This is a genomic window from Pseudomonas quercus (assembly GCF_012033695.1).
Lineage (GTDB): Bacteria > Pseudomonadota > Gammaproteobacteria > Pseudomonadales > Pseudomonadaceae > Aquipseudomonas > Aquipseudomonas quercus.
Map to the genome: position 1 here is coordinate 623,462 of NZ_JAAVJI010000002.1, position 19,020 is coordinate 642,481.

Consider the following 19,020-nt stretch of genomic DNA (forward strand, 5'->3'; position numbering starts at 1 on the left):
GGTTACTCCTTGAATAAGGCGCCTGTTACGCCGACCGGGTAGTGTAGAGGTACACCGAGCGACAACAGCGCAGGGGCGCGAAGCGTAAGGGGGTCAGTGCACTTCACTGAGTGCGATCTTGACGCCGAGCGCGATTAGCACCGCCCCCATGACACGGTCAAACCAGTGCCCGATACGGGCGAAGCCTGCACGGACGCGGTCGTAGCTGAACAAGCGCGCCACCATGCAGAACCAGGCAGCAGTGGCAATGGCCAGGTATACGCCGTAGGCGGCTTGCACGATCAAAGGGGTATGAGGGTTGATCACTACGGTGAACAACGACAGAAAGAACAATGTGGCCTTCGGGTTCAGGCCGTTGGTCATGAAGCCAGCAACATAAGCCTCCCGAGGCGTGCGTACCTGAGTAGCGGCCTGCACCTTGGCCTGCCCTTCAGCGGCCGGGCCGGCGCGCAAGGCTTTGAAGCCGATGTACAGCAAGTAGGCGGCAGCGAGCCACTTGAGCACGTTGAACAGCACAATCGATTGGGAAACGATCAAGCCGATACCCAGCAATGAATAGCCCACATGCAGAAAGATGGCCGACCCTACGCCAAGCGCCGTCCATGTTCCCGCACGGCGGCCATGGGTGACGCTTTCGCGTACCACCACGGCAAAATCCGGGCCTGGGCTGGCAACCGCCAGCAGGTGGATGGCAGCTACCGCCAGAAACTCGCTCCAGTACATGTGCACTCCCTTTAAAAGATGTAACAAGCCGATACAGCGGTTACCTTAACGTTTCGATGCTCGGCCTGACAGCCACTTACTTGCCTAGAGGCCTCTGATGACCCTTTCCCACCGTGCTGTTTTTCTTGACCACCAAGCGTTGGGCTTGGAGGACCTCGACGTTGTGCCGCTTCACCAAGCGTTCGACGCCCTTACGCTGCATCCCGGCACAACGCCGCACGACGTTGCCAGCCGCCTGGCGGGTGCTCAGGTAGCCATCACCAACAAGGTGACACTGGATGCCGCTACCCTGGCCTGCTGCCCTGACCTGAAGCTGATACTGGTGACTGCAACAGGGGTCAACAACGTGGACCTTGCCGCGGCCTCAGCCCATGGCATTACGGTCTGCAATTGCCAAGGCTACGGCACCCCTTCTGTGGCGCAGCACACACTGATGCTATTGCTCGCCCTGGCTACACGCCTGCCTGACTACGAACGCGCAGTAGCCGATGGCCAATGGCAGCGTTCTACGCAATTCTGTTTGCTTGACTACCCCATCATGGAACTGGAGGGTAAAACCTTGGGGCTGCTAGGGCATGGTGAGCTGGGCAGCGCCGTGGCGAAACTGGCCCAAGCCTTTGGCATGCGGGTGCTGGTAGGCCAACTGCCGGGGCGGCCTGCTCGACCGGACCGCCTCCCGCTGCAAGTGCTGCTGCCGCAGGTCGATGCCCTCACTCTGCACTGCCCACTCACCGACCACACCCGGAACCTGATTGGCGCACCTGAGCTGGCGCTGCTCAAACCAGGCGCCCTGCTGGTGAATACCGCGCGCGGCGGCATTGTTGACGAACAGGCACTGGCGGCCGCACTGCGCAGCGGGCACCTGGGCGGAGCGGCGACTGATGTACTCACGGTAGAGCCGCCTGTAGAAGGCAATGTCCTGCTGGACCCCAGTATCCCCCGCTTGATCGTGACGCCCCACAGTGCCTGGGGCAGCCGAGAAGCGCGGCAGCGGATTATCCGGCAACTGGGTGAAAACGCCACGGCCTACTTTGCAGGTACACCGATGCGGGTGGTCGGGTAACCCGCCCGGCTCTGGTAAACTCGGCGTCTTTACTCAGGAGTACGCCATGGACCCGCGCAGTGAAGTGCTGCTTCGCCAGGCCCATCTGTTCGAAGGCCGTGTGTTGCTGGCTGGCCTGCCGGCTGACGGCCTGCTCGATAAATTACCCCATGCCACAGGCTGGAGCTGGAATGCCGCCGACCATGCCGGCCTAGCCACCCGTTACGGTGAACGCACAGGTTTCGGTGTTCATCCACCTGAAGGCGACTTCAGTGCTGCCGTGCTGTTCCTGCCCAAAGCCCGCGAGCTCAGCGCCTATGTGTTGAATACCTTGGCCAGCGGGCTGGAAGGGCGCACCTTGTTTCTCGTGGGTGAAAAGCGCGGCGGCATTGAAGGCGCGGCACGCCAGCTAGGCGCATTCGGGCGCGCACGCAAGTTGGACAGCGCACGCCACTGTCAACTATGGCAGGTTGATGTTGAGCAGGCACAAGCCAAGCCCGACCTGCACAGCCTTGCCCAGCGCTTCACCCTGGAGGTGGACGGTACGACGTCGCTTGAAGTGGTCAGCCTGCCTGGCGTCTTCAGCCACGGCCGGCTGGACCGTGGCACGCGCTTGCTGCTGGACCACCTGCACAACCTCAAACCCGCTCACGTGTTGGATTTCGGCTGTGGTGCCGGCATCCTGGGGGCTGTGATCAAGCAGCGCTACCCACAGGCCACTGTCACGTTACTGGATGTGGACGCTTTCGCCATTGAAAGTGCCAAGCTGACACTGGCGGCCAATGGGCTGGAGGGACAACTGATCTGTGCCGATGGCATTGACGCAGCCCCCCACGGCCTGAGCGCTATCATCAGCAACCCGCCCTTCCATACCGGTGTGCACACCGACTACAGGGCCAGCCAGGCATTACTCGAACGCGCTGTGCAGCATCTGGCTCAGGGGGGCGAAATTCGCTTGGTGGCCAATAGCTTCCTGCGTTACCAGCCTCTGATCGAAGCTCACCTGAGCGATTGCACAGTGATGGCAGAGGGTAATGGCTTCAAAGTGTATCGGGCCGTGCGGTAAGGCTTGCGAACAGCCGTCAACGAAGGCAGAATCCGCTCCGTCCTAGGGGAGTAGTCTCCGCGAGCTCATGCTCACTGGCATGCGTCAACATACTTGGCCCTCAGGCCATGGCGCTGCGACCCCCGTGCTCACTTGCGGCACCGGCCGGTTTGACAAGACCTATGACACGTTCACCTGACCCGGGGCGGGAAGGTTGTACGTGTCATAGCCGTGTTGACCCGCCCCTGTAGGAAGCCTGATGCTCGAATCCTTGCTTGTCCCCACCGGTGTAGTGGCCCTTGCCGAAATCGGCGACAAGACCCAACTGCTTGCCCTCATTCTTGCCGCGCGCTTTCGCAAGCCTTGGCCCATCATCGCTGGCATCGTGGCCGCCACCCTGGCCAACCATGCCGCTGCCGGTGCCGTAGGCGCACTGGTCAGCAGCTACTTGTCCGACACCGTGCTGCATTGGATTCTTGCGGCAAGCTTCACCGCCACGGCGCTCTGGACCCTTGTGCCTGACAAGATCGATGATGACGAAACCCGTACCGGCAAGGTACATGGTGCGTTCGTGACCACATTGATCGCGTTCTTCCTGGCTGAAATCGGCGACAAGACCCAGGTCGCAACGGTGATGCTGGCGGCCCAATACCCACATCTGCTGTTGGTGATCCTGGGGACCACCCTTGGCATGCTGGCAGCCAACGTTCCTGTGGTACTGGCCGGCAACTTCGCCGCCGAAAAGCTTCCACTCGCCCTTATTCGTCGACTGGCCGCCCTGTCATTCTTTGTACTGGCCGCCTTTGCGGTGTATGAGGCAATGAAGGTGAGTGGGTGGGTGTAACACGTAGCCATAGCCTGCTGTGGGACCGGCCGTAGCCGAAGGCGCAGGCCGGGAACCTGAGGGTGCTGTGATGAGGCGGTTACTCAACCTTTCTTTGCCGCCTGGTACAGGGGTTCTACCTTGGGGATGGCAGCTTGCAGGGCGGCGATGCGGTTGCCGCTGGAAGGGTGAGTGCTGGTGAACTCAGGCGGTGCGTTGCCAGCTTCGGCGGCGGACATTTTCTTCCACAACGTGATAGCCGCATTGGGATCGAAACCGGCCCGTGCGGCAAGCTCCAGGCCGATCAGGTCGGCTTCGTTTTCGTTGGCGCGGCTGTTGGGCAAGGTAAGGCTGTATTGCACCACGGTATCGGCCAACGCCAGGCTGTCCTGCCCCAGCCCTAACAGTGCGCCCGCACCCGTTCTCGCCATCTGAACGCCATAGGCCTTGGACATGGCTTCGCGCCCGTGTTCACGCAGAGCGTGGGCAATCTCATGGCCCATTACAGCAGCCAGCTCATCATCGGTCAGCTTCAACGTATCGATAATGCCGGTATAGACGATGATCTTGCCGCCGGGGCCGCAGTTGGCATTCAGTTCATCGCTTTTGATCACGTTTACCTGCCAGTCCCACTGGGCGGAGTCTGGGCGAAGTTTTGGCGCCTGGGCGATCAGCCGGTCAGCAATACCCTGAACACGCTTGGCCTCGGCGCTGTTCTTTTCCAATACGCCTTTGCTGGACGCCTCGGTCAGGGTTTGCTGATAAGACTGTGCATACATCTCGTTTACCTGCGCAGTGGACAGCATGCTGAACATGTACTGCTTGCGCTCCACACCCACGGCATCGCCGCTGGTGGTGTTGACGGCTTGGCATGCACCTAGCAGCAGGGTGCTGCTCAAGGCCAAAGTGGCAAACGGCTTACGCATTGGAGGCTTCCTGTAGGGGGCAGGCCAGCAATGCTAGCAGTTCTGTATCGAGCCGGACACAAGGGCGCGGCCAACCTTGTCGCTGAGCCTGAACTGGCAGCTCACGCGGGCGTAAGGCACTCCGGCGCATTGAGCGCGGGGTCGTTCACCAGGTGTGCCAAGGGGCGCTCCATCAACGCGGCAGGGGGCTGGGCCAGCAGCGAATGCAGCACCGGCAGAGGTGTTTCAAGGTTGAGCCAGGCGGCCTGCCCTGCGGCATCGAGCATTAGCGGGCGGCGTTGGCTGGCGGCGGCCTGGGTCACAATCGCCATGCTCAACCATACCTGCTCCTGCACAGGGAACGCCTCCCAGATAGCCGCGAAGTACAAAAACGACCCCTGCGCCGGTGTGAGCCAGTAAGGGCGCTTGCGTACATCCCCACGCCATTCGTAGAACCCGTTGGCTGGAACAAGGCAGCGACGAGCCGCGAACGCGCCCTTGAACATTGGCTGTTCCACCAGGGTTTCGGCGCGGGCATGGGCGGGCGTACGGGACAGGTCGGTGAGCCAGGGTGGGGTAAGCCCCCAGCGTGCCATATCAAGCTGGCGACCTTCGCTGCCCTGGCGCTCAATCAGTACCCGCTGGCCGGGCGATATGTTCCATTGCGCATGGTGCCCGGGGGGAAAGCCTGGCAACGCCGCGAAGGCCGGTGCCCAACGGAACAATGCATAACGACCACACATGGAGAAGGCTCCAGCTCAACACAGCAAACTGCCAGGGTAGCTGTCCGGCGCGTCGGCCGGCAGCACAGAAGCAGCATTGTACGCATCGATCAGGGCACGTGCCCGTTCTGCCTGTGCATCCTCGATCAACAGCGCCAGCAGCCCCAGTGCAGGCAACTCCCCTACCCCACCCAACAGATGACGGCCACTCAAGTGCGCAGCGATGCCTTCGCTACCTAGCATACTGATCAGCAGCTCGGCCTCCAGCAGACTCTCTGGCTCATAGACGCGACGCATCATTCGTTCTCACTGCGCACATCCAGCGACCATTCGGTGCCGTTGGTGTGCAGGCTGAAAATCAGCGGCCTGCAGCACACAGGGCAATCCTCTATATAGTGCTGGTCACCGCCAGACAGGTCGAGTACGGCTTCCACCGGCTCGCCGCAGCAAGGGCATTGGTAACGCTCGGTCTCCAGCATCGGGCCACCTCTACAAGTTATGCGTATAATACAGCGTCTGTTTATAACCCTAGCCGTTTCCAACAAGAGAGCATATGGGCGAATTCGATACCATCCGGCCCTACGATGATTCCGAGGTCGAGGCCGTTCTCAAACGCTTGCTGGCAGACCCGGCTTTCCTCGACATTCTTACCCGCTTTCGCTTCCCGCGCTTCGCCGGGCCGCTGGGCTGGGCACTGCGGCCTTTGATCGCCCGCAAGCTGCGTAGCGAATTCGCGGGCATCGAAAGCGTGTCGGCCCTCCAGGACAAGATTGAAGTCTATGTGGACCACACGATCGAGCGCGCCACTGACGGCGTGACCTATACCGGCGTCGAGCAACTGCGCCGTGGTACGGCCTATCTGCTATTGGCCAACCACCGGGATATCGTGATGGACCCGGCCTTCGTCAACTATGCCGTGTACCATGCAGGCCTGCCTACACCCCGCATTGCCATTGGCGACAACCTGCTGCAAAAGCCCTTTGTCAGCGACCTGATGCGCCTGAACAAAAGCTTTATCGTGTACCGCAACATCACCGGCCGGCGAGAGAAGCTTGCCGCTTACCAGTTGTTGTCTGCGTACATCAACCACTCCATCCGTAACGACTGCCAATCGGTATGGATTGCCCAGGCCGAGGGCCGTGCCAAAGACGGCGACGACCGTACCGATTCGGCCATCCTCAAAATGTTCCACATGAGCCGCAAAGACGAGCCCTTCGCCGAGGTCATCCGGTCGCTCAACCTCACGCCTGTCTCCATCAGCTACGAATACGATCCCTGTGACCTGGCCAAGGCGCGTGAGTTGTATATCCGGGCAACCACCGGGGAATATGTGAAGGCGGCAGGGGAAGACGATGTCAGCATCGCTTTGGGCATCACCGGCTACAAGGGGCGGGTACATATCAACTTCACCCCGCCGTTGACGGAAGGGTTCGACGACCCACGGCAGTTGGCTGCCGAGATCGACCGCTGCGTACTGGCTGGGTACCGCTTGTTTCCCGTGCATTACCTGGCCTATGCACAATGGGACGGCGCCGACGCTAGCCTGAACGTGCCTGCGGCCGCGCGGCTTTTTGGCTCTGATGAACTGGACAAGGCTCAAACCGAGTGGCATCGACGGTTGCAAGCCTGCCCTGAAGAACACCGCCCGTGGCTGATTGCCCAGTATGCATGCCCTGTGCGCAACCAGTACCGGATAAAGGCCGGGCTACCGCTGGACCTGTAACTCGGCAGTTGTCATACAGTCGTCATCCGAGCCCGTCAGGCTGTGCGCCCACTTCCCTGCACAGTTCGACGGAGCCCGCATGCTACATGCTCACAATCAGGATCGCCTTTACCTCATCACCCCCAGCGAAGACCAGGAGGCCCTGGTTGGCGGGCTGGCGGTGAATGTGCAGGATCACGGTTGGCTGGTGTATTGCGCCTTGGGTGGGCACCAGCATGTCCAATGGCCGGATACGGACCCGGCCACTGGCATCAGCCTACTGGACTGGCCCATCGAACTGCCGCTGGCGCAGCACTCGGGAGCATGACCGTGTTGGGCCGCCTGGGTTATTGGCCCAGTTTCTGCCCAATGGTTGCATCCTTGAACAAACGTGTCAGCGAATCGCTGAGTACGTCGCTGACCAGCTTGGTATTGGTCTCCTGGTTAGGCGCCATGCCGAAACGCTGGTCCAGAGACGCACTGTAACGCCCGCTATAGCGCCCACTGCTGTTCTGCACATCGGCGCGGAAGGTTGCACTGATGGTGGCTTCAGTGGCGTACACCTTGTCCTTTGGGGTCTGGTACTTCAGGTCTGCCAGGGTAATGGTGAGCTGAGGGGCGTTATACGCACCGGCGCTGGGGGTAAAGCCAAGCAGGCGTACGGCCGCTTCCGCCTGCGCCTGAAGCTTGGGTAGCACATCAGCGCCATTGACCGAAACAGCGCTGGTTTCCGGGTACAGCCCACCACGGGTGCCTAATGTGGGCGAAGGGCGACCATCGACAACGCGGACCACGACAGGCTGGCCATGGCCCACAGGCGCCAGCTGCTCAGTGATTTTCGGCTGCGGGTTGAGTTGCTGAGGGCTGTTGGCGCAGCCCGTCAGGGCCAGGGCAGACGCGGCGATCAAACCGAACAACAGGCGTGGCAACATGCGAAGCTCTCCAGAATAAAGACGAGGCGGCAGTATATCTGAACGCCCCTAGCGGCTCACCACGCGGGCGGACATGCAATGCTGTTCGGACATCGCGCAAGAATTGCCGGTTCCAGGCGCATTTTATTCCGTTTGGCCGTTATAATCTTGCCCCGATTATAAGGATGTCTCCTGATCGGGCCCTGCCGCCTTCGTGCACATCGTGCGCCTCCAGCCGCGCCCCACAGAGAGGCCTCCACTCGGGTCAGCAATAGGGCGTGCCTGTACGCCTAGGGTTGGCCCTCGGGCTTCGCCACCTTCAACTGCGGCGGACCTTGCTTTGAGGTTTACGACTCCAAAAGAGCGTGAAAAACACCGGTTTTCACAACTTCACGAGAGTGTGGCGAGCAAATAATGAACAACATTGCGTCAGCAAGCACAGCCCTAATGCCCCCGTTCCAGTCATTGCATCGGAGCCTTCACTGCCGGTGACCCTCTCTCACTGCCCTGCTCTCGACTATTGGTCTATTGCCCTGCGGCCGCACACATGCGTTCATGGAGGCAATGCAGGCCTGGTGGCTGACAGCGGCGTGAGCGCAGAAAAATCGGCCTCGGCGATCCAGTCATGCTTGTTTGCGGCCTGTGTGCAGGTCGTGCGGAGCAACCCGGAGCCCTGGCTGTCTATTTGATGCAGAAGATTTTGGAGATGCGTTAATGACGCAGAACGAAGCAGTCGACGTGGTCCTGGTTGGGGCCGGCATCATGAGCGCTACCTTGGCGGTACTGCTCAAGGAGCTTGACCCTTCATTGCGGGTCGAAGTGGTCGAGGCAATGGATTCGGGCGCTGCGGAGAGTTCCAACCCTTGGAACAACGCAGGTACCGGGCATGCAGGGTTGTGCGAGCTCAATTACACACCACAGGCGGCAGACGGCTCGATCGATATCAAAAAAGCCGTGCAGATCAATACCCAGTTCGAGGTCTCCAAACAGTTCTGGGCCTACCTCGCAGCCAAAGGCGCTATTGCTTCACCCAAGGCGTTCATCAGCCCGGTGCCGCACCTGAGCTATGTAGCTGAAGGTGGCATAGGCTTTTTGAAGAAGCGTTTTGAGAGCCTCAAGCCGCACCATGCCTTTGCAGACATGGAATACACCGAGGACCACGCCAAGCTTGTGGAGTGGATGCCCCTGATGATGGATGGGCGCCCTGCCACCGAGCGGCTGGCGGCTACTCGCGTCGCCAAAGGTACAGACGTGAACTTTGGTGCACTGACCAACCTGCTGCTGGGGTACCTGGCTACTACAGCCGAGGCTCAGGTCAGGTACGCCAGCAAGGTTACCGGGCTTGCTCGTCACGCCGGAGGCTGGACTGTCGATGTGAAGGATGTGCGCAGCGGCCACACTCGCCAGCTGGAAGCGCGTTTCGTGTTTCTTGGCGCAGGGGGTGCGGCCCTACCGTTGCTGCAAATGTCCGGTATCGAAGAAAGCAAAGGGTTTGGGGGCTTCCCGGTCAGCGGGCAATGGCTGCGCTGCGATAACCCCGACATCGTCAACCGGCACCAGGCCAAGGTGTACAGCCAAGCAGCTGTAGGCTCACCGCCCATGTCGGTGCCCCACCTAGACACCCGCGTCGTAGACGGGAAAAAGTCCTTGCTGTTTGGGCCTTATGCAGGCTTTACCACCAAGTTCCTCAAGCATGGCTCACTGCTGGACCTGCCTTTGTCGGTACGCGTAGGGAACATTGGCCCGATGCTGGCAGTGGCCCGCGACAACATGGACCTCACCCGGTACCTGGTCAGTGAAGTAAGGCAGTCCATGGAGCAGCGCCTGGAGTCTCTGCGCCGCTTCTATCCCCAGGCCAGGGCTGAGGACTGGCGCCTGGAAGTGGCCGGGCAACGTGTGCAGATCATTAAGAAGGACCCGAAAAAAGGCGGCGTGCTGCAGTTCGGCACTGAGCTGGTCTCCGCCAAGGATGGTTCGCTAGCGGCCTTGCTAGGTGCTTCGCCGGGTGCTTCGGTGACAGTATCGATCATGCTTGAACTGATTGAGCGCTGCTTCCCTGAGCAATACCGTTCGCCCGCTTGGACGGCAAAGCTTCAGGCCATGTTCCCGGCGCGCGAAAAAGCGCTGGCCACTGACGCTGGGCTGTACCGCGAGGTATTCGATCGCAGCAACGCACAGCTGGAGCTGGTACCTGCCGGGCCAACCGGCGGCGAGCGCTACGCCTGAAACAGGCGCATCACCCTACAGGCCGTCAGGCGTTGGCGGCCCTGCGCACGATGTCGATGTAATCCTCTGCGTTGCGCTGATCCTGGATCAGCGCAACGAAGTCCTGACCTTGCGCATCTTTAGCACTCAGGTCATAACCGGCTTCAACGAAAAATCCTACGAACCGCTCGAAGTCATCCACGCGCAAGCCGCGGTAGGCTTTTACCAGCTTGTGCAGGGCTGGCGGCGTGTCATCAGCAGGCTCTACTGCCAGGAACAGCTTGATCTGCTCATCCGCAATCTCATCGCCGATCACCTGTTTCTTGTCTTTGCGCATTGCGTTTTTCACCTTGTGGATAACCCTAGTACGGCAGTTTACTCTGCGCCGTCGCCAGCACTCAACGCGCCTTCACGCTGCCTGTGTGCAAGTCAGCCCATACATGGCCGTTGGGGTAGGCCAGGAACTGCACGTAGACCTGATCGTTTCGCAGCATGTCCATCAGCACCCGGTACTGGGCCAACGGGTAGGCCAGCAGGAGCGTGTGGCTGTTTTCGTCCAGGGTTGGACGTTTCAGGCTTTTGCTTTCAGCGTCGAAGCTGACGATGACCTGAGTGAGGGTGCCGCCTTTGACCAACGGCTTGCCCTTGAGCCTCAGAGTAACAGGGGCGGTGACAGGAATAGGCTGTTGGTTGGACAACCGCTGGTTGCCGGCCACCACGGAAAATTCCGTTACCTGGAACAACTGCTGTTGTTCCGGTGCCTCGGCGCGGAGCCCCTGTTCATCAGGCGGAAGGTACTGGCTGTGCATAGGGTCGGCGGCCAAGGGTAGCGCGCAGGCAAGCAGGATCACAGCAGGGAATACAAGGCGCATGGCAGGCTCCGGAACCGGGCCTGCCACTGTACACCATCGCCGGTAAAACAACCGGCTGTACAGCTCGCTGCGGTAAGGGCTATAGGCCCTTCACAGCATAGATGCCGGCAGCGTTGCGCCAGTAACCCTTGTAGTCCATGCCATAACCGAAAATGAACCGGTCGATACAGGGCAGGCCTACAAAGTCCGCTTTCAGGTCCGGGCTGGCCTTGCGATCGTGCTGCTTGTCGATCAATACCGCCGTATGAACAGCCGAAGCGCCTGCATGATGGCAGAAGTCCATGATTGCGCTAAGGGTATGCCCTTCGTCCAGGATGTCGTCGATGATCAGTACATCGCGATCAATAAACGAAATCTCTGGCTTGGCCTTCCAGAACAGGTCACCACCACGGGTTTCATTACGGTAACGGGTGGCGTGCAGGTAGCTGGCTTCGAGCGGGAAATTCAGGTGGGTAAGCAGCTTGCCCGCGAAAATCAGGCCGCCGTTCATCACACAGAACACGACAGGGTTACGATCAGCCAGCGTTGCGCAGACCTCCTTGCCCACGCGTGCGATTGCAGCTTCGAGCTCGGCTTCGGTGTACAGGCAATCGGCCTCGCGCATCACTTGACGGATATGTTCGAGATCAGCGGGCATGGCGCTCTCCAGGGGGCTGCGGGTAAAAGGCGGCAAAGGTACGCACCCGGACGGAACGAATCAAGCGTTTCTGGACTAACGTCCAGACAGCAGGCGGTGGATAGATTACTCTACCGCGCATTTTTCTGACCGCTCCGGAGACATTTTCCCATGCCCACTCGCGAAATCCGCCACCCGTTAATCCGCCACAAGCTGGGCTTGATGCGCCGTGCTGATATCAGTACGAAGAACTTTCGGGAGCTTGCCCAAGAAGTCGCCGCCTTGCTGACCTACGAGGCCACCAAGGACCTGCCGCTGGAAACCTACGAAATCGAGGGGTGGTGCGGCCCTGTCCAGGTTGAAAAGATCGCGGGCAAGAAAATCACCGTGGTGCCGATTCTTCGGGCCGGCATTGGCATGCTGGACGGCGTGCTCAGCCTGATTCCTGGGGCCAAGGTCAGTGCGGTTGGGGTTGCCCGCAACGAGGAAACCCTGGAAGCCCACACCTACCTGGAAAAACTGGTCACAGGCATCGAGGCTCGCCTGGCCATGATCATCGACCCAATGCTGGCCACAGGCAGCTCCATGGTGGCGACCATCGACCTGTTGAAAAAGGCCGGGTGCCGAGACATTCGCGCCATGGTGCTGGTGGCGGCACCCGAGGGCATTGCAGCCGTTGAGCAGGCCCATCCTGATGTGCAGATCTATACCGCTTCGATCGATGAGCGGCTGAACGAGCATGGCTACATCATTCCCGGCCTAGGCGATGCGGGCGACAAGATCTTCGGCACCAAGCAGAAGGACGCCTGAACATGCAGGACGAGTTCAAGGACCCGCTCTGGCGACAGGTGATCAGCGGCGCGCAAATGCTGTTCGTGGCGTTTGGCGCACTGGTACTGATGCCGCTGATCACCGGGCTGGACCCTAACGTTGCCTTGTTCACCGCCGGGCTGGGTACCCTGCTGTTCCAAGTGGTGACGGGCCGGCAGGTGCCGGTGTTTTTGGCATCAAGCTTCGCGTTTATCACACCTATCATTCTGGCCAAGGGGCAGTTCGGGGTGGCCGCTACCATGGGCGGCGTCATGGCGGCCGGGTTTGTGTACACCTTTCTAGGGCTGGCCGTAAAAGTCAAAGGCACGGGTTTTATCGACCGGTTGCTGCCACCTGTGGTGATAGGCCCTGTGATCATTGCCATTGGCCTGGCCATGGCGCCGATCGCGGCCAACATGGCTATGGGCAAGAGCGGCGACGGGGCGGAACTGATCCCGTACCGCATCGCCATGCTGATTTCCATGCCAGCCCTGCTGACCACGCTGGTTGTGGCGGTGTTCGGCAAAGGGATTTTCCGCCTGGTGCCTATTCTGGCGGGTGTGATCGTAGGGTTTTCCCTAGCCCTTTGGTTTGGAGTGGTCGATACCACGCGTATCGCCGCCGCCCCTTGGCTGGCGCTGCCGCATTTCACTGCGCCGGCTTTCAACCTTCAGGCCATCCTGTTTATCGTGCCTGTGGCGCTGGCACCTGCCATCGAACACATTGGCGGCGTGATTGCGGTAGGCAGCGTGACGGGGCGCGACTACCTGCGCACCCCTGGGCTGCACCGCACATTGCTGGGTGACGGTATTGCAACCACGGCGGCCGGTTTGTTCGGCGGGCCGCCCAATACAACCTATGCCGAAGTGACCGGCGCCGTGATGCTGACCAAGAACTACAACCCGAAAATCATGACTTGGGCGGCGGTATTTGCCATCACCCTCGCCTTCATAGGCAAGTTCGGCGCATTACTGGAAAGCATTCCAGTACCCGTCATGGGCGGTATCCTGTGCCTGCTGTTCGGGTCTATCGCGGCCGTTGGCATGAATACCTTGATCCGCCATCAGGTAGACCTCAGCGAAGCACGCAACCTAGTGATCGTGTCCGTAACGCTGGTATTCGGCATTGGCGGGGTACTGGTAGGCACTGGGGCGGGGCCTGGTGACTTCGGTTTGAAAGGCATTGCACTCTGTGCAGTAGTGGCCATGGCATTGAATCTGCTGCTCCCCAAGTCAATGCACTGAAGTGAACCCCCTGGCGCAGCTGCAGGCTGCGCGCAGGGGGTTTAGCCGATTGCCGATTATTCTACGCCATGCATCCATATCAATTCGCGGTACTCCTTGATCTTGTAGGTATTGTCCTTGCCCAACGCTTTCAGCCGAGCCCTGGCTTCATTGAGCTCATCGAAGCGAATTTGAAGGACCTTCAGGTATTGACCCGCCTGAGCCAACTTGTCCGGGTTGGCCTTCACCCACTCCTCAACAATCGGGATGTACCAGCTAACGCTTGGGGTGTGAGGATGTACAAAGTAGCTTGCGGCCAAGTAGTCAGGCCGGCGCGATGAGTTTCCATGCCAGGCTTCGAACATTGCACGCCCTACCCTTTCGACCGCGCTTTGTGCCAATGCCACTGTCAGCCCGTGGAGGGGGTGGGTCGCGTGGTCCTTGGCAAGTTGAGTGTGCGTGGCAGGCACCCCGGCAACCTGGTTTGGATCGGCATCCATTGTCCAGTAACCCAGGTTGTCGCCCACCCACCTGAGCAACGGTTGCATCACCAGGTTTTTAGCGTAGCTAAGAGCATTGAGCGGTAGCTTAGCTATCCATGCGGCCCCATGTAAGGCTTGGAAAAAAGAATTTTCCGCGGCCTTGTCCCGCTGCTCCAAGGCTTGCTCCAAGGCTGCATGCGCTTTGTGCTCACCCATATCCTTGAGCATGATCAACAGCATCTTTTCAGTGTCACTGCGGTGCCCAGGTTCGATGCTTTGGTAATCCAGCCCGTCCAAGGGAAACAATGCCTTGGCTAATGGCTCGGCAACGCTTGAGACCACATCAGTACTGCCAAACACGCCGGTTATCAGTGGCAGCTTATGCGCCGTATCCTCCTTGGGGACAGTCCAGACCGCTATATCGGCATGCCCCAACCTACGCAGGCATAGTTCTGCATAATTGGAATGCGCAAACAGATCTTCAAGCACATGAAGCGCTTCGCCAAAATAACGAAACCCAGCCGACGTCATGCCCTCGGCCTGTGCAGCCCTTAGCTTTTGACGCATGTAACTGATCGCGAACTTGAAATGAAGGGGAAGGGAGTATTTGGCATGAATGCCGTCAAGTGGGTCGCCAGGCTTGATCAGCGGGTCAAAATCAGGGTCGATGGTTCGAGGGTCAATAGCATCTTTATCGAGGCTGAGCGGGTTATCGATATGCTCTCGTGGGCGATAGACTAACAGTATGTCCGGGGTAACGGTGTACTCCGATCGGCCTGCTTCATCCGCTTCCAGTGAATGAAATTCCCTGGCCGCCAGTACGTCAACTACCCGCGTAAGCGCATCCCGGGACAATAACGCCGGAAAGCTACAGGGGGCGCCGGGTGCCCGTACCAGTTTTGGGTCCACCAGTTGCGAGTGATCCCGCAGCCAGTTGCCAAAATAGATCCGCTCGCACTGCTCTTCGGTAAAGCCCACTGCCAGCAGAGGGGCGCGTTCTATGGAGGCATGGCCAAATTCGCCTTCCGACGGATTGCCGTGCCCTTCGGCAAAGCGTTTGTTTCGCCGCGCACGCTGTCCACTTGCGGCCTTATTGATGGGCGCCAGTGCTGGCAACTTCAGCAATAGCGGGCCATCGAAGTCAACCTTGGTGTAATGGCCAAAACTCACGCCATCTTCAGGAATGGCGTCCATGAACGTCACGCTGGCGGCATACCGTGTGCCTAGTTCTGTCGGCGCTGCTGCAAATGCCACCTCTGGATCTGGCAATGCATCGGCAAAATCATGGCGCAAAATATTGTCAACATGGTGGGCGAATGCTTCGATCATGGCAACCAACAGCCCCGTGGTCTTTTCAGGGTCTGCCACTGCTTCGTCGAGGCCGGCCTGCGACACCCGCAGGGTACGGGTTTCATACTCGTAATCAGCCAGGCCTGCCTCTAACTGGGTAACGTGCAGGGTAGGATTGGCCACCTGTGCGCTCAACAAGGCCGTGCGCAATGCCTTGAACAGCAGAACAGGTAGATTGCCTTCGAACACAGGAAGCATCACTTGCGCAAAGGACAGGTCGCTCGATGCAGCCGCCACGCGCGTCAGTTGGTCCAAGGCATAGGTGCTTTGCAGTACAGGGGTCACTTCGTCAGTCATGGGTGCATCCTTTCGGGTGAGGGACGCTGCATGCTGAAGCGTGCCCCCTCCCTGTCACAGCAGGAAAGCCACCCTGTACTTAGGCTTGTCGCGCTAACCGCTCACACAGCCCGGTCAATGTATCGGCCCATTGCGGGTTATCGTTCAGGCAAGGCACGAGCACCAGTTCCTCGCCCCCCGCCTCACGGAACTGCTCGGCCCCGCGAATGCCGATTTCCTCCAGTGTCTCGATGCAGTCCGCTACAAACGCCGGGCACATGACCAACAAGCGTTTGACACCCTTGGCAGCCAGGGCATCGAGCACCGGCTCAGTGTAGGGTTCGATCCATTTGTTTTTGCCCAAGCGAGACTGGAACGAGACCGACCACTTGCCCTCGGGTAGCCCCATTCGGTGCGCAAAAGCTCGGGCAGTGTGGATGCACTGGCCGCGGTAGCACACCGCGCGTTCCTGAGCCGAAGCATTACGGCAGCAATCTTCGGCCCTGAGGTCGTGCCGGCTGCCTTTGGGCAGCAGCTTTTTGATATGGCTTTCTGGCAACCCGTGGAAGCTAAGCAACAAGTGGTCAAAGTCGTGTTCCAGCCACGGCTGTGCGCTGGCCACAAGCGCATCAATGTAGGCTGGCTGATCATAGAACGGGGGCAGCAACTTGAGCTCAAGGCCCAGGCTGTCCTCTTTGACCACCTGCTGTGCTCGCTCCACCGCCGTGGTGATGGTGCTGTCGGCGAACTGCGGATACAGCGGGGCCAGCGTAACGGTTTTCATGCCACGCTGGGCCAGGCTCCGAAGCACGCTGTCGATTGAAGGCTCTCCGTAGCGCATGGCAATCTCTACAGGGCCATGGGACCAGCGGGGGGCAACCTGTGCCTGCAACCGCCGCGTCAGCTCTACCAGTGGAGAGCCTTCGTCCCACCAGATAGAGGCATACGCATGAGCGGACTGCTCCGGTCGCTTGATCAGCACCAATGACACGATCAGGCGGCGCAGTGGCCAGGGCACGTCGATCACGTAGGGGTCCATCAGAAACTGATTGAGGTAGCGCCGCACAGCCTCCTTTTCAGGAGACGCCGGCGAGCCCAGGTTGATAAGCAACAATGCGTGGTTGGTCATGCGGGGTCCTGATTCAAGAGCGATGAAGCAGATCATCCAGGGCGCTTGGCAATGCCTGGAAACTAAAAGTGAAACCGGCGCGCTGCAGCCTGGCAGGGACAGCTCGCTGCCCACCTAGCAGCAACCCGGACATTTCGCCCAGGCCCGCCTTGAGCACACATGCAGGTAGCGGAACGACGGCTGGCCGGTGCAGCGCCCTCCCCAACTGCTTGGCAAACTCACGGTTACGCACAGGGTGAGGCGCGCACGCATTATAAGGACCGCTGGCGGCTTCGTTGTTCAACAAGAAATCAATCGAGGCGATATGGTCAGCAATGTGAACCCACGGCATCCATTGCCGGCCATTGCCTATGGGGCCACCCAGCCCCAGGCGGAACGGTTTGAGTAACTGAGCCAGCATTCCACCGTCGGCGCTGAGTACCAACCCGGTACGTAGCAGCACTACCCTCATGCCCAAGGCTTCAGCACGCAGGGCGGTTTCTTCCCAGGCGGTGCACAACCGGCTGGCAAAATCCTCCTTGGCGGGCGAGGCCTCTTCATCCAGCTGCCGCTCGCCCCCATCGCCATACCAGCCTACTGCAGAGCCGGAAATCAACACACGCGGCCGTTGTGGCTGTAAGGCCAGCCACGCCAGCAATTGTTCTGTGAGGGTGATGCGGCTGGCCCAAAGCACCTCGCGCCGACGGCGAGTCCAGGGGCGCTGTGCAATGGGTGCGCCAGCGAGGTTGATCACAGCGTCCACAGGTTCGCCCTGCAGGGCTTCAAGCGTGGCAATGCCTCGAACACCTACGCCACACAGCTTAGGCACCCGCTCGGGATGACGGCTCCACACCGTCAGCCGATGCCCTTGGCTAAGCCAATGACGGCACGCGTGAGTACCGATCAAGCCGGTACCACCTGCCAGCAGAATATGCATAGGGGCGTCTCTCCTGTTCACCAGACCCTCTCGCAATGGGTCTATTTTTGTTCAGACAAGGCACTAATGACCAAGGCGGGTCTCAGAATAATCGAGGGCATGCAGAGAAGAGACCGCTAACGCGTACTTATACTCGCTTTCGCGATTGTACAGGCTTTGATACGCAACGCCTGGCTCACGGAAACCAGTAAAGAGGACACTATGACTGTACCCATCGCCATTATCGGTGCTGGCATCGCCGGGCTGTCGGCCGCCAATGCGCTGATGAAAGCAGGCAAGGCTGCTCATCTGTTTGAAAAAGCCAAAGGCCCTGGCGGCCGTATGGCCAGCAAGCGCAGTGAGGTAGGTTCGCTGGACATGGGCGCGCAATACTTCACAGCGCGAGACCGCCGCTTTGTAGCGCAGGTGCAGCAATGGCAGGCCCAGGGTTGTATTGCCGAATGGCAGCCGCAGATGTACCACGCACGCGCCGGGCAATTGACCCCCTCCCCTGACGAACAGACGCGCTGGGTAGGTACGCCTCGCATGAGCGCCATCACACGCGCCATGGCGCAGGACGTGCCCGCCACCTACCGCTGTCGGGTCAGTGAGGTGTTCCGGGGCCAGGACTATTGGCACGTACTGGATGCCGACGGCACCAGCCATGGGCCGTTCAGCCATGTGATATGCGCTCTGCCAGCCCCCCAGGCCACTGCGTTGCTAGCAACCGTACCTAAGCTGGCGGCCGCTGTAGCGGGTGTGACCATGAACCCTACCTGGGCTGTGGCATTAGCGTTTGAGACGCCTCTGGAAACGCGCCTGCAAGGATGTTTCGTGCAGGACAGTGCCCTGGATTGGTTCGCACGGGATCGTAGCAAACCAGGCCGTAACAGCCTGGCCGATACGTGGGTATTACACGCCACCAGTGAATGGAGCCGCCAGCATCTCGACCTTGACGCCATTACGGTAGTGGAACGGCTGCATGGCGCTTTCGCCGAACTGATCAATTGCTCAGTACCTGCGCCCGTGTTCTCGCAGGCCCAGCGTTGGCTTTATGCCCGCCCGGCGGGTAACCACGAATGGGGCGTACTGGCTGATGCGAGCTTTGGGATCTACGTTTGCGGGGACTGGTGCTTATCTGGGCGAGTGGAAGGTGCTTGGTTGAGTGGGCAGGAGGCTGCCCGCCGTTTGCTCGAACAGTTGGATTGATTCAGCGGGCAATCGTCAGCTGGGTATTAGTTGACTTCTTTTACAGGGAACCTATGATCGGCTAACTGTACAAACTTTAT

General features: G+C 59.8%; 21 protein-coding genes and 1 riboswitch. Of the genes, 9 read left to right on the top strand and 12 right to left on the bottom strand.

From position 1 onward, the window contains the following. Positions 1–93 precede the first annotated feature (93 nt). Positions 94–723 (bottom strand): LysE family translocator, encoded by a 630-nt coding sequence (locus tag HBH25_RS06140; RefSeq protein WP_168082561.1) that lies wholly within the window; start codon positions 721–723, stop codon positions 94–96. 97 nt (positions 724–820) lie between these two features. Between HBH25_RS06140 and HBH25_RS06145 the strand changes: the two genes are divergently transcribed. The 3 genes from HBH25_RS06145 to HBH25_RS06155 all read left to right on the top strand — a co-directional run bounded on the left by HBH25_RS06145 (position 821) and on the right by HBH25_RS06155 (position 3,654). Next, positions 821–1,786 (top strand): 2-hydroxyacid dehydrogenase, encoded by a 966-nt coding sequence (locus HBH25_RS06145; RefSeq protein ID WP_168082563.1) that lies wholly within the window; start codon positions 821–823, stop codon positions 1,784–1,786. Between the two features lie 46 nt (positions 1,787–1,832). Beyond that, positions 1,833–2,831 carry a methyltransferase gene (locus HBH25_RS06150; protein WP_168082565.1) on the top strand — a complete coding sequence of 333 codons (999 nt, stop codon included), beginning with the start codon at positions 1,833–1,835 and terminating at the stop codon, positions 2,829–2,831. A gap of 32 nt (positions 2,832–2,863) precedes the next feature. Continuing rightward, positions 2,864–2,981, top strand: a riboswitch (yybP-ykoY riboswitch). Positions 2,982–3,069: 88 nt separating this feature from the next. Beyond that, a complete protein-coding gene (locus HBH25_RS06155; RefSeq protein ID WP_168082567.1) occupies positions 3,070–3,654 on the top strand; it encodes a TMEM165/GDT1 family protein in 585 nt (194 codons plus the stop codon). Positions 3,655–3,737: 83 nt separating this feature from the next. Here HBH25_RS06155 and HBH25_RS06160 read toward each other — a convergent pair whose 3' ends face one another. From HBH25_RS06160 to HBH25_RS06175, 4 genes are all read right to left on the bottom strand, one after another. Then, on the bottom strand, positions 3,738–4,559 hold the full coding sequence (locus tag HBH25_RS06160; protein WP_168082569.1) for a M48 family metallopeptidase: 822 nt from the start codon (positions 4,557–4,559) through the stop codon (positions 3,738–3,740). A gap of 101 nt (positions 4,560–4,660) precedes the next feature. Next, positions 4,661–5,281 (bottom strand): SOS response-associated peptidase, encoded by a 621-nt coding sequence (locus tag HBH25_RS06165; RefSeq protein WP_168082571.1) that lies wholly within the window; start codon positions 5,279–5,281, stop codon positions 4,661–4,663. A 15-nt stretch (positions 5,282–5,296) separates the two neighbouring features. Next, the gene (locus HBH25_RS06170) at positions 5,297–5,557 is read right to left on the bottom strand and encodes a putative signal transducing protein (RefSeq protein ID WP_168082705.1); all 261 of its coding nucleotides are present in this window, start codon (positions 5,555–5,557) and stop codon (positions 5,297–5,299) included. Further along, positions 5,557–5,739: a CPXCG motif-containing cysteine-rich protein gene (locus tag HBH25_RS06175; protein ID WP_168082573.1), complete on the bottom strand. Its 183-nt coding sequence runs from the start codon at positions 5,737–5,739 to the stop codon at positions 5,557–5,559. Before HBH25_RS06175 ends, HBH25_RS06170 begins: the two co-directional genes overlap by 1 nt. A gap of 74 nt (positions 5,740–5,813) precedes the next feature. Between HBH25_RS06175 and HBH25_RS06180 the strand changes: the two genes are divergently transcribed. Together HBH25_RS06180 and HBH25_RS06185 are read left to right on the top strand one after the other, a co-directional pair. Further along, complete coding sequence (locus HBH25_RS06180; protein WP_168082575.1) at positions 5,814–6,983, top strand: 1-acyl-sn-glycerol-3-phosphate acyltransferase; 1,170 nt, start codon at positions 5,814–5,816, stop codon at positions 6,981–6,983. Between the two features lie 79 nt (positions 6,984–7,062). After that, positions 7,063–7,290 carry a hypothetical protein gene (locus HBH25_RS06185; RefSeq protein WP_168082577.1) on the top strand — a complete coding sequence of 76 codons (228 nt, stop codon included), beginning with the start codon at positions 7,063–7,065 and terminating at the stop codon, positions 7,288–7,290. Between the two features lie 19 nt (positions 7,291–7,309). On the opposite strand, the gene HBH25_RS06190 is transcribed toward HBH25_RS06185, so the two are convergent. Beyond that, the gene (locus tag HBH25_RS06190; protein ID WP_168082579.1) at positions 7,310–7,894 is read right to left on the bottom strand and encodes a YajG family lipoprotein; all 585 of its coding nucleotides are present in this window, start codon (positions 7,892–7,894) and stop codon (positions 7,310–7,312) included. Between the two features lie 693 nt (positions 7,895–8,587). On the opposite strand from HBH25_RS06190, the gene mqo reads away from it, so the two are divergent. Beyond that, complete coding sequence (gene mqo / locus HBH25_RS06195) at positions 8,588–10,099, top strand: malate dehydrogenase (quinone) (protein ID WP_168082581.1); 1,512 nt, start codon at positions 8,588–8,590, stop codon at positions 10,097–10,099. 25 nt (positions 10,100–10,124) lie between these two features. Here the strand turns inward: mqo and HBH25_RS06200 are convergent, their stop codons facing one another. From HBH25_RS06200 to HBH25_RS06210, 3 genes are all read right to left on the bottom strand, one after another. Beyond that, positions 10,125–10,415 (bottom strand): PA4642 family protein, encoded by a 291-nt coding sequence (locus HBH25_RS06200; RefSeq protein ID WP_168082583.1) that lies wholly within the window; start codon positions 10,413–10,415, stop codon positions 10,125–10,127. A gap of 61 nt (positions 10,416–10,476) precedes the next feature. Further along, complete coding sequence (locus tag HBH25_RS06205) at positions 10,477–10,950, bottom strand: hypothetical protein (protein WP_168082585.1); 474 nt, start codon at positions 10,948–10,950, stop codon at positions 10,477–10,479. Positions 10,951–11,029: 79 nt separating this feature from the next. Next, entirely contained in the window at positions 11,030–11,587 is a 558-nt protein-coding gene (locus HBH25_RS06210) for a hypoxanthine-guanine phosphoribosyltransferase (RefSeq protein WP_168082587.1), read from the bottom strand. Between the two features lie 150 nt (positions 11,588–11,737). Here HBH25_RS06210 and upp point away from each other — a divergent pair, with 150 nt between their 5' ends. Together upp and HBH25_RS06220 are read left to right on the top strand one after the other, a co-directional pair. Next, a complete protein-coding gene (gene upp, locus HBH25_RS06215; protein ID WP_168082589.1) occupies positions 11,738–12,376 on the top strand; it encodes a uracil phosphoribosyltransferase in 639 nt (212 codons plus the stop codon). 2 nt (positions 12,377–12,378) lie between these two features. Then, on the top strand, positions 12,379–13,620 hold the full coding sequence (locus HBH25_RS06220; protein WP_168082591.1) for a uracil-xanthine permease family protein: 1,242 nt from the start codon (positions 12,379–12,381) through the stop codon (positions 13,618–13,620). A gap of 56 nt (positions 13,621–13,676) precedes the next feature. Here HBH25_RS06220 and HBH25_RS06225 read toward each other — a convergent pair whose 3' ends face one another. From HBH25_RS06225 to HBH25_RS06235, 3 genes are all read right to left on the bottom strand, one after another. Continuing rightward, entirely contained in the window at positions 13,677–15,728 is a 2,052-nt protein-coding gene (locus tag HBH25_RS06225; protein ID WP_168082593.1) for an HET-C-related protein, read from the bottom strand. Between the two features lie 79 nt (positions 15,729–15,807). Further along, on the bottom strand, positions 15,808–16,836 hold the full coding sequence (locus HBH25_RS06230; RefSeq protein WP_168082594.1) for a ferrochelatase: 1,029 nt from the start codon (positions 16,834–16,836) through the stop codon (positions 15,808–15,810). A gap of 13 nt (positions 16,837–16,849) precedes the next feature. After that, complete coding sequence (locus HBH25_RS06235; RefSeq protein ID WP_168082596.1) at positions 16,850–17,752, bottom strand: TIGR01777 family oxidoreductase; 903 nt, start codon at positions 17,750–17,752, stop codon at positions 16,850–16,852. 201 nt (positions 17,753–17,953) lie between these two features. Between HBH25_RS06235 and HBH25_RS06240 the strand changes: the two genes are divergently transcribed. Beyond that, positions 17,954–18,940, top strand: coding sequence for an NAD(P)/FAD-dependent oxidoreductase (locus tag HBH25_RS06240; protein WP_168082599.1), 987 nt, complete (start codon positions 17,954–17,956; stop codon positions 18,938–18,940). The last annotated feature ends 80 nt before the right edge of the window (positions 18,941–19,020 follow it).